An 8,600-nucleotide genomic window follows, 5' to 3' on the forward strand; every position below is an offset into this window, starting at 1 on the left:
AGTGCCTGTAAACAGTTGTTCGAGAAACCCCTAACTTTTCAGCTATCTTTGTCTGACTAAATCCTTGCTTTAATAATTGCTTTATCTCCATGTACATTTCCCACTTATCCACCTTCGCTAACCTCCACTGCAAGTATGAACTATGATCATTTTACAGTGATAGGTTGATATTTTTTGCTGGTATATTTGGGTAAATAAGCGTTTCATCTTATCAAGCAAAAACTGTACACTTTATTCTAGCAGTCACAGCATTCCAGGTGCTACACATATTCAAATGGATGAGATATCACGCGACCGAATTTTAGCGCAAATTGACCGTGAAAACTTCAATTCGCTGAAGTACCTGAGAGAAGAGTACAACGAATTTAAAAAATTAAATCAAGGCATAATTCCGTATTACCTGATGGACTATTTAAAGTTTGATGGAGCGCCTGACCCAGTGAAGTTTATCAATAAAGAAAAGTCATATCTTCAGTTTGTAGCGAAAACCGAAAAAGACAACCAGCTGAAAACTCTGTTACTTCATGAAGACTTTGAAAGTGCCTTTAAGGAGTTGTCTAGTAAGCTACCAATCAAGCGCGTGTACGAGTTTGTGATTTTAAAATATTTACTAAGTCATGACAAAGTTTCGCTGAAGCAAGCCAATCAAGAAATCTTGAAATACGTAGAGGATGTGGAAGAAGATACGGTAAGGCACGCGTTTGAAGTATTAAATCAAGCGTACTATGATAGTGGACAGCTTCGTTCTAAGTTAAAGCTAATTGATTTTAACGGAGAAGAAGCGGTGAAAACGGAGCGCTTTGCGAATGTTTTACATAACGACCAGTTTAAGCCGTTTATTAAAGATGCGATTGATTACGGCATTTTCCGCTACGAGAAAGAGTTTGGTAAACGAGATTACGGCGTACCGCACTTAAAGCTGTATGAACAGTACACAATGATGGACCCAGCGCTACTATCTAACTACCGGAAAACGCACAGCTCGTTTCGTGGTTCTGGCTTATTGACAAATGATAAAGAGTTTTTCTTATTTATTGATCTTCATAAGGAAGAAGATATTAAAGAAAGCATTAACTATCAGGATAAGTTCATCGATAAGCGCACGTTCCACTGGCAAACGCCAAACAGTACGACCCAAAAGTCTGAGCGAGGAAAGAATATTATATTTAACAAAGACAGAGGTATTCACCTGCATCTATTTGTACGAAAATATCGTGAGATGGATGGTAAGACTGAACCGTTTATTTATATCGGTAAAGGAAATACGGTTGAGTACCACGGGGAAAAGCCGATTACGGTAATCTTAGAATTAGAAAATGAAATTCCAGCGTTTCTGTATACGGAGTTTACGGAAAGAGTATAGCCTTCTCATCGCGAGAAGGCTATTTCTTTTCTACTAATAGTTCAACCGCCGGAACGTCCGCCGGTGCCCAGACAAGTGAATCTAGATTTTCTTTGTTTAACCAAACAAGCTTGGCATGCTCAGTGGGCTGCGGTGTACCTTCAACAATTTCAGCTTTAATCGCAATGAGCTCAATAATAAACGTATCGTATTCATGGGTGTGTTCGTTATGTAGCTCCGTTGCTTTGATTTTACAGTGAAGCTCTTCTTCGATTTCTCTCACAATCGCAGAGTAAATATCTTCGCCTTCTTCTACTTTCCCACCAGGAAATTCCCACATGTTCGGTAGAGACATGTCGTTTGAACGGAGGGCACAGAGGACTTCGTTTTGATCATTTTCAATAACGGCGGCAACGACCTTTATTTTTTTCTTCACGGTTCATTCTCCTTACAGCTGTTTTGTTTCATCATAACATAGGAGAGTGGGAGATTATAAGATCGGAATTGAGAGGTGGGTTTCATTTACTCGTTCTTACATTAACAACAAGCCACACACCTTGAATCACAAGCGGAATGACAAAGGCAAGCACTAACACAATAAAGGATAATAGTTTAATTTCAGGGGTTTGAATGGCACCCGCTCCGTCCACTTTTCGCGTCCATACCATAATAGTGCCTAAAACAAATAGCATGGCCCAAAAACAGTTCGTAATCCACCAGGAGATCCATCGTTTTTTCATGAAATCGCTCCTTTCATCTTTGGCATAAAGCAAATTTACTTTTAAGTTTTTCCTTTATTATACAGGAATTGTTATCCAATAATTAACAAAAAACAGTTTTTCTATATTTTATTTATGATTTTGCTAGAGAGGTTATAAATGGATTTATAAGATAAGTGCTTTGAAAAATGAAGTGTTGTACAGTGTTAGCTAAGTGAAATGAAAATAAAAATTGTAAAAATTTATAAAATTTGATATGTTTAAAGTGAAAATAATATCGATGTAGAAACAGGTGTAGGTGAAAGGTGTCTTTCATCTGCTTAAAAGGGAAGTTCGGTTGGAATCCGACGCTGTCCCGCAACTGTATTTGGGAGCGATTCGAAAAAGCCACTGTTTTCATGGAAATGAAGATGGGAAGGTTCGAAGAGCGATGATCATAAGCCAGGAGACCTGCCTGTTTTAGCATGCATCAATACCTACGCGGATAGGGGGTGTTAAGTGCGAAGTGACAAACATGTTTTAAAAATGATTTAAAAACATGTTTATTTGAGTATTGTCTCGCGGCTTAACAACTTCTTTGGGAAGTTGTTTTTTTATTGCTTTTTTAGCGGGTACGCGTGATGGAGGTGAGCAGCTGTGGACGGATCAGTTGAGTATTTTGTGAATTACTTCAAAGCGAGCATTATGAATAACGTAGTGGCAGAGAACCCTTGTACACTTTCAGACTATTATCAGGAGTTAAGAGATTTTGTGGTAGACAAGAGGGGGGATGCTGAAAAGAAGGCTCTTTTTTTACACAATATTGAAAAGGCTTACAAAACAGTAGGTGAAGAGATATTTGGAATGGAGGAAAAGAGATATGGAGACTGAAGCGAGGTTTTTTCCGGGACTTGAAGGCGTTGTGGCTGCTGAAACAAAGATTTCATTTCTTGATACCCAACAGGGGAAAATTATTATTCAAGGGTATGACCTGATTGAGCTATCAAAATCAAAGAGCTACCTCGATATGATCTACCTTTTACTAGAAGAAAGGCTGCCGAATATTAACGAGAAGGAACTAGTTGAAGAAATGTTAAAAGGGGAGTACGGGATTCCAGATGAACTGTTGGATGTCTTTTGCTTACTCCCTAATGGCACGCATCCAATGGATGGCTTGCGAACAGGAATTTCATTTCTTTCAGGCTTTGATAAAAGTCTTGATAATCGTTCTCTATCGGCAAATAAAAGCCGTGCTTACAAGCTGTTAGGCAAAGTGCCTGCGATTGTGGCGAACAGCTACCGTTTAATCGAAAAGAAAGAGCCGATTCGTCCGCTTAAAGAGTTATCGTATAGCGCAAATTTCTTTTACATGATTACGGGGAAGAAGCCATCATCTCTGGAAGAGCAAATCTTTGATCGTTCACTTGTTTTATATAGTGAGCATGAGATGCCAAACTCCACGTTTACAGCGAGAGTCATTTCTTCTACTCAGTCTGATTTATACGGTGCATTGACAGGAGCGGTTGCTTCTTTAAAAGGAAACCTGCATGGAGGAGCTAACGAAGCGGTAATGGAACTGCTTTTAGAAGCTGGTACTGTAGATAAATTTGAAGAGCTGCTGATCGCTAAGCTTTATAAAAAAGAGCGTATCATGGGATTTGGCCATCGCGTGTATATGAACAAAATTGATCCGCGGGCTTTAATGATGAAAGAGTCGCTCAAACAGCTATGCGACCTGCAAGGAGATAATCGTCTTTATCGCATGTGCGAAGCGGGCGAAGAGCTTATGAAGCGTGAAAAAGGTCTTTATCCGAACTTGGATTACTACGCAGCACCTGTCTATTGGATGCTTGGTATTCCTATTTCACTTTATACACCGATCTTTTTCAGTGCTAGAACGGTAGGGTTGTGTGCGCATGTTATTGAGCAACATGAACATAATCGACTTTTTAGACCGCGCGTACATTATGTAGGCGAGCGCCGCTTTTAACAATTTGGGGTTGTTCACGGCCACTCACCGAATGGATATTTTGGCGAATACCCATTTCTATCATAAATAAATTTGAGGAGAAAGGAAAGATGCACATGTTGAAAACGAATGAGCAAGTCAAAACGGATGTTTTATTAGAGGAAATCGCAGATTACGTTCTTCATAAAGAGATTAAGAGTTTAGAAGCGTTCCAAACCGCTCGTTATGTCCTGCTTGATACGATTGGATGCGGGATGCTGGCGCTTAGTTATCCAGAGTGCACAAAGCTCCTCGGCCCCATTGTTCCAGGAACAGTTGTACCAAATGGCAGTCGGGTGCCGGGAACGTCATTTGAGTTAGATCCAATTCGAGCTGCGTTCAACATTGGTTGCATCATCCGCTGGCTGGATTACAACGATACGTGGCTAGCGGCAGAATGGGGACATCCTTCTGATAATCTTGGAGGTATTTTAGCGACAGCTGACTACATTAGCCGCGTACGCGTAGCAGAAGGGAAAGAGCCGCTGGCCGTTCGTGATGTGCTTGAAATGATGATTAAAGCGCACGAAATTCAAGGCGTGCTGGCGTTAGAGAACAGCTTAAACCGAGTTGGATTAGATCACGTGATGTTTGTGAAGATTGCCACGACTGCAGTTGTTACCAAAATGCTTGGAGGAACGCGTGAAGAAATTATTAACGCTTTGTCCAATGCGTGGATTGATACGGTAAGCTTACGTACCTACAGACATGCGCCGAATACCGGTTCTAGAAAGTCTTGGGCTGCCGGCGATGCGACAAGCAGAGGCGTACAGCTTGCTATGATGGCAGTAAAAGGAGAAATGGGCTATCCCACTGCGTTGTCTGCACCTAATTGGGGGTTCCAGGACGTATTATTTAACAAAAAACAGGTAACGCTTGGTCGTCCGCTTGATTCCTATGTTATGGAGCATGTGCTATTTAAAGTGTCTTATCCAGCGGAGTTTCATGCTCAAACGGCCGCGGAGTGTGCGGTTAAACTGCATCGAGAAGTCGTGAATCGATTAGACGATATTGCTTCGATTACAATTACAACGCATGAGTCTGCGATTCGCATTATTGATAAAGAGGGGCCACTTCATAATCCGGCCGATCGAGATCATTGTTTGCAGTATATTACGGCGATTGGTCTCCTTAAAGGAACAATTGTTGCCGATCATTATGAAAACGAAGTCGCATCTGATTCTCGAATTGACGAGCTGCGCAGCAAGATGAAGGTTGTTGAAAATAAGCAGTATAGCGAAGACTACCTGGATCCGAAAAAGAGATCGATTGCAAATGCCGTGCAGATTCATTTTAAAGATGGTACACAAACAGAGGAAGTAGAGTGTGAATATCCGTTAGGGCACCGTTTTAGAAGAGATGAAGCCATTCCAAAGGTTAAAGAAAAATTCTCAACTAATATCAAAACGCGTTTTCCTCTCAAACAGCAAAAGCAAATTGAAGCAGTTTGTTATAACCAAGAGGAGCTTGAAAGCATGAGCGTAAACGAGTTTGTTCAATTGTTTTTGATCTAAATAAGGAGGGTCTTACATGACGTGGATTGTCAATCAGCCGTTATCTCAACAGGAGCTAGCTGCTAAATTTCAACGGCTTATGGATGCGCAAGAAATCCTTCAACTTCCAGGTGCACATGATGCTATGGCCGCACTGGTGGCTAAGCAAGCTGGCTTTTCAGCACTTTACCTATCAGGTGCTGCTTATACGGCAAGTCGGGGACTACCAGATTTAGGAATTGTAACATCTACAGAGCTAGCCGATCGGGCGAAAGACGTGATACGAGCTACAAACTTACCTGTGCTGGTTGATATTGATACTGGTTTTGGTGGCGTGTTAAACGCTGCTCGTACTGCTAGAGAAATGGTTGAAGCCAGCGTAGCAGCCGTTCAGATTGAAGATCAGCAGCTTCCAAAAAAATGCGGTCATCTCAATGGAAAACAGCTTGTAACAATAGAAGAAATGGCACAAAAGATCAGAGTAATTAAAGAAGTCGCTCCTTCTTTAGTTGTTGTGGCTCGGACGGATGCTCGCAGTAGCGAAGGCCTGGAGGAAGCTGTCAAACGAGCAGCTGCATATGTAGAAGCAGGAGCAGATGCTATTTTCCCTGAAGCGCTCGGCTCTGAAGAAGAGTTTCGGACATTCAAAAGTCAAATTCAAGCGCCTCTTTTAGCTAACATGACGGAGTTTGGAAAAACACCGTACTATACAGCAACAGAATTTAGCAATATGGGCTTTCAGATGGTCATTTATCCCGTCTCGTCGCTTCGCGTAGCAGCAAAAGCGTACGAAAGGATATTTGATTTAATCAAGGCGACAGGTACCCAAAAAGAAGCAATAAGAGATATGCAGACAAGAAGTGAGCTATACGACCTCATTTCGTACTATGATTTTGAGCATTTGGACAAGAACTTGGCTCAAACCATTCTTACGGAAAAGCATAAGTCATAGGTACATGAAGGTAGTAAGTTCTTACAGATATCAGGGTCTGTAATTAAGAAAGGTTTGTTGGGACAACCTCTTACAGAAGATTTTAAGCTTGAAGATTATACGGGTGAAACGGTTGTACCAAAAGGTCAGCTGTTTGTCATGGGTTATAACCGTCGCAACAGCCTAGACAGCAGGTCCCCGATGCTTGGCACCGTTCCATACAATCAAGTGGTTGGAAAAGCAGAGCTTGCATACTGGCCTTTAGAGAAGCTGGAGGTTATCGGTTCTGATCTGAAAGAGTAGATAACAATTGTTTAACTAATGAAAAGATCCCTCATAAAGAGGGGTCTTTTCATTTCTCTAAGGTATGCAGCTTGCTTATAAGTGCGAATTGATAGCATTTCGCAATTCACTATATTTATTTTTGCTAACTCGAATTTCAGCATTCACATTTTCAAGCTCGATTAAATAGGAGCGCATATATTCATCAGGCTTAATTTCAGCTACTTTTGATAAAGGAATTAAGAATGATTGGTGCGGTCTGAAAAAATGATGTTTGCTTAGCATTTTTTCTAGCTCGTTCAGTGTATTGCTGCATTCAATTTCTTTGTTATCCTTTACGCTAATAATACATTTTCGGCCTCGTTTTTCAACGAAATTAATTTCATTGATTGTAATAAAGTGAATGGAGCTTTTGTCTCTTACCGTAATTTTCTTTGTCGCTTGTTCTTGTGTGCGATCAAAATTAAGTTCTTGAGAAACGGTTCTGTTTGAGCGCTGGTTACGAAACTGAACCAACGCTTTTTCAAGTCGTAAGGGGCTTACAGGCTTTAATAAAAAGTCGATAGGATATAATTCATACCCATGTAGAGCATAGTCAGAGTGACCCGTTACAAAAATCAATAAAATATCAGGAAATTGCTGTTTAATGGTCTCGGCCAACTTTAAACCATTGATGTGAGGCATGTCTATATCTAAGAAAACCAAATCAATCGCTGATGTTTGTATAAATGCTAGTGCGTCTCTGGGATCTGAATAACTATAAATGTTTTCAATAAATGGATATTGCGTTAATAAATTTTTTAACATATCCGTGCAATGGACCTGATCATCTACGGTTAAAACATTATATTTATCCATCCGTCTCTCTCCTTTAAATCGCTTTGTTCTTTTTCATGGCTGGAAGCCTAGCAATAAAAGCCGTAGTGTTACTAGTTGTTTCTAAGTAAATCATGCCTTCATACTTCTCGATAATCCGCTTAGTAGCAATTAAACCAATACCTTCATGATTATTTGATTTAGTTGTAAACTGATTATTAAATAGTTTTGAAGCAATGTGAGAGTCTATTTCTCCACTATTTGTTACTGTAAATATGTATTCGTTGGATAAATGCTCAAGCTCAATTAAGACTTCAATCCAGCTATCTTGTGTTTTATCGTGCGTTAGAGCATCCATCGCATTTGAAATTAAATTCCCTAGTACGCGATTAATATCGGTTACTTTGCAAGGAATGTGGGCTAAATTATCTTTTGCAATTACGGACATCTGAATATTTTTGGTATATGCTTGCTGTTTTAAAGTTAACAGTAAAGCCGAAACGGCTGGATGATGAATAGGAATGACTTCATTTATTTTTCTCACATCTTCAATGACTTCCTCTATATATTCTTCAGTATCCTGAAACTTTTGCTGGGCGATTAATCCGTATAGTGTATGAAGGTGATGAATAAAATCATGCCGCTGAGATTTGATAACTTGAAAGTACCGCTTAATTTCCACTTCATGCTGTTTTTCTAACAGCTTCTCTAATCGTTCAGATTCATGCTTGAGCATAATTTGTGAAAAGAATAGTAGATAAATGATAGATACAACTGTAATCCTGAATTATTCATAGCTAACTAAAATCATTTCGTTTTTCAACTTTTGATCACGATGGTTTAAATTTTCGTGAATTTCAAATGGATGAATAGGTGAAGGAGTCTGGTTGATGCTTAAAAAATGGGGATTCACCTGTTTTTGGGCAGACTGATCCCTTGGTGCGGGTTCGATTTTTTAAAAAGGTGATTTAGTTGAGGGAAAGCTGCTGTACCTGGGTCAGTACGTCCGAAAAGAAGTGCGCATAGACGA

At 40.0% G+C, this 8,600-nt stretch carries 11 protein-coding genes and 1 riboswitch; of the genes, 6 read left to right on the forward strand and 5 right to left on the reverse strand.

Annotation, left to right across the window (positions count from 1 at the left end):
* Positions 1-97, reverse strand: a 97-nt coding sequence (locus A2U94_RS19035) for a helix-turn-helix domain-containing protein (protein ID WP_353611600.1), incomplete at its 3' end; no start/stop codon positions are given.
* 177 nt (positions 98-274) lie between these two features.
* On the opposite strand from A2U94_RS19035, the gene A2U94_RS19040 reads away from it, so the two are divergent.
* Positions 275-1,363 (forward strand): DUF3427 domain-containing protein, encoded by a 1,089-nt coding sequence (locus tag A2U94_RS19040; RefSeq protein ID WP_062954762.1) that lies wholly within the window; start codon positions 275-277, stop codon positions 1,361-1,363.
* 19 nt (positions 1,364-1,382) lie between these two features.
* Here A2U94_RS19040 and A2U94_RS19045 read toward each other — a convergent pair whose 3' ends face one another.
* Positions 1,383-1,778: a (deoxy)nucleoside triphosphate pyrophosphohydrolase gene (locus tag A2U94_RS19045; protein WP_025907293.1), complete on the reverse strand. Its 396-nt coding sequence runs from the start codon at positions 1,776-1,778 to the stop codon at positions 1,383-1,385.
* A gap of 82 nt (positions 1,779-1,860) precedes the next feature.
* Positions 1,861-2,082, reverse strand: coding sequence for a DUF3923 family protein (locus tag A2U94_RS19050; RefSeq protein WP_025907295.1), 222 nt, complete (start codon positions 2,080-2,082; stop codon positions 1,861-1,863).
* Between the two features lie 252 nt (positions 2,083-2,334).
* A riboswitch (cobalamin riboswitch) is annotated at positions 2,335-2,533 on the forward strand.
* Positions 2,534-2,697: 164 nt separating this feature from the next.
* Here A2U94_RS19050 and A2U94_RS19055 point away from each other — a divergent pair.
* The 5 genes from A2U94_RS19055 (at position 2,698) to lepB (ending at position 6,775) form a co-directional block, all read left to right on the forward strand.
* Complete coding sequence (locus A2U94_RS19055) at positions 2,698-2,931, forward strand: hypothetical protein (protein WP_025907297.1); 234 nt, start codon at positions 2,698-2,700, stop codon at positions 2,929-2,931.
* Positions 2,921-4,030, forward strand: coding sequence for a citrate synthase (gene mmgD, locus A2U94_RS19060; RefSeq protein WP_025907299.1), 1,110 nt, complete (start codon positions 2,921-2,923; stop codon positions 4,028-4,030). The genes A2U94_RS19055 and mmgD overlap by 11 nt, the downstream gene beginning before the upstream one ends.
* Positions 4,031-4,125: 95 nt before the next feature.
* The gene (locus tag A2U94_RS19065) at positions 4,126-5,562 is read left to right on the forward strand and encodes a bifunctional 2-methylcitrate dehydratase/aconitate hydratase (RefSeq protein ID WP_025907301.1); all 1,437 of its coding nucleotides are present in this window, start codon (positions 4,126-4,128) and stop codon (positions 5,560-5,562) included.
* A gap of 16 nt (positions 5,563-5,578) precedes the next feature.
* On the forward strand, positions 5,579-6,493 hold the full coding sequence (gene prpB / locus A2U94_RS19070) for a methylisocitrate lyase (protein WP_025907303.1): 915 nt from the start codon (positions 5,579-5,581) through the stop codon (positions 6,491-6,493).
* A gap of 42 nt (positions 6,494-6,535) precedes the next feature.
* Positions 6,536-6,775, forward strand: coding sequence for a signal peptidase I (lepB, locus tag A2U94_RS19075; protein WP_411831137.1), 240 nt, complete (start codon positions 6,536-6,538; stop codon positions 6,773-6,775).
* A gap of 75 nt (positions 6,776-6,850) precedes the next feature.
* Here lepB and A2U94_RS19080 read toward each other — a convergent pair whose 3' ends face one another.
* Together A2U94_RS19080 and A2U94_RS19085 are read right to left on the reverse strand one after the other, a co-directional pair.
* Positions 6,851-7,612 carry a LytR/AlgR family response regulator transcription factor gene (locus A2U94_RS19080; protein ID WP_025907306.1) on the reverse strand — a complete coding sequence of 254 codons (762 nt, stop codon included), beginning with the start codon at positions 7,610-7,612 and terminating at the stop codon, positions 6,851-6,853.
* A gap of 13 nt (positions 7,613-7,625) precedes the next feature.
* Positions 7,626-8,306, reverse strand: coding sequence for a sensor histidine kinase (locus A2U94_RS19085; RefSeq protein ID WP_025907308.1), 681 nt, complete (start codon positions 8,304-8,306; stop codon positions 7,626-7,628).
* Between the last annotated feature and the right edge of the window lie 294 nt (positions 8,307-8,600).

Origin of the sequence: Bacillus sp. VT 712 (genome assembly GCF_001614195.1) — a bacterium.
Classification (GTDB): domain Bacteria; phylum Bacillota; class Bacilli; order Bacillales; family Bacillaceae_H; genus Priestia; species Priestia flexa.

What these genes read in the sequence shown, in the direction of transcription:
- A2U94_RS19040 (WP_062954762.1), top strand. Translation starts at nt 275, where the DNA reads ATGGATGAGATATCACGCGACCGAATTTTAGCGCAAATTGACCGTGAA.
- A2U94_RS19050 (WP_025907295.1), bottom strand. Translation starts at nt 2,082, where the DNA reads ATGAAAAAACGATGGATCTCCTGGTGGATTACGAACTGTTTTTGGGCC.
- mmgD (WP_025907299.1), top strand. Translation starts at nt 2,921, where the DNA reads ATGGAGACTGAAGCGAGGTTTTTTCCGGGACTTGAAGGCGTTGTGGCT.
- A2U94_RS19065 (WP_025907301.1), top strand. Translation starts at nt 4,126, where the DNA reads ATGTTGAAAACGAATGAGCAAGTCAAAACGGATGTTTTATTAGAGGAA.
- prpB (WP_025907303.1), top strand. Translation starts at nt 5,579, where the DNA reads ATGACGTGGATTGTCAATCAGCCGTTATCTCAACAGGAGCTAGCTGCT.
- A2U94_RS19080 (WP_025907306.1), bottom strand. Translation starts at nt 7,612, where the DNA reads ATGGATAAATATAATGTTTTAACCGTAGATGATCAGGTCCATTGCACG.
- A2U94_RS19085 (WP_025907308.1), bottom strand. Translation starts at nt 8,306, where the DNA reads ATGCTCAAGCATGAATCTGAACGATTAGAGAAGCTGTTAGAAAAACAG.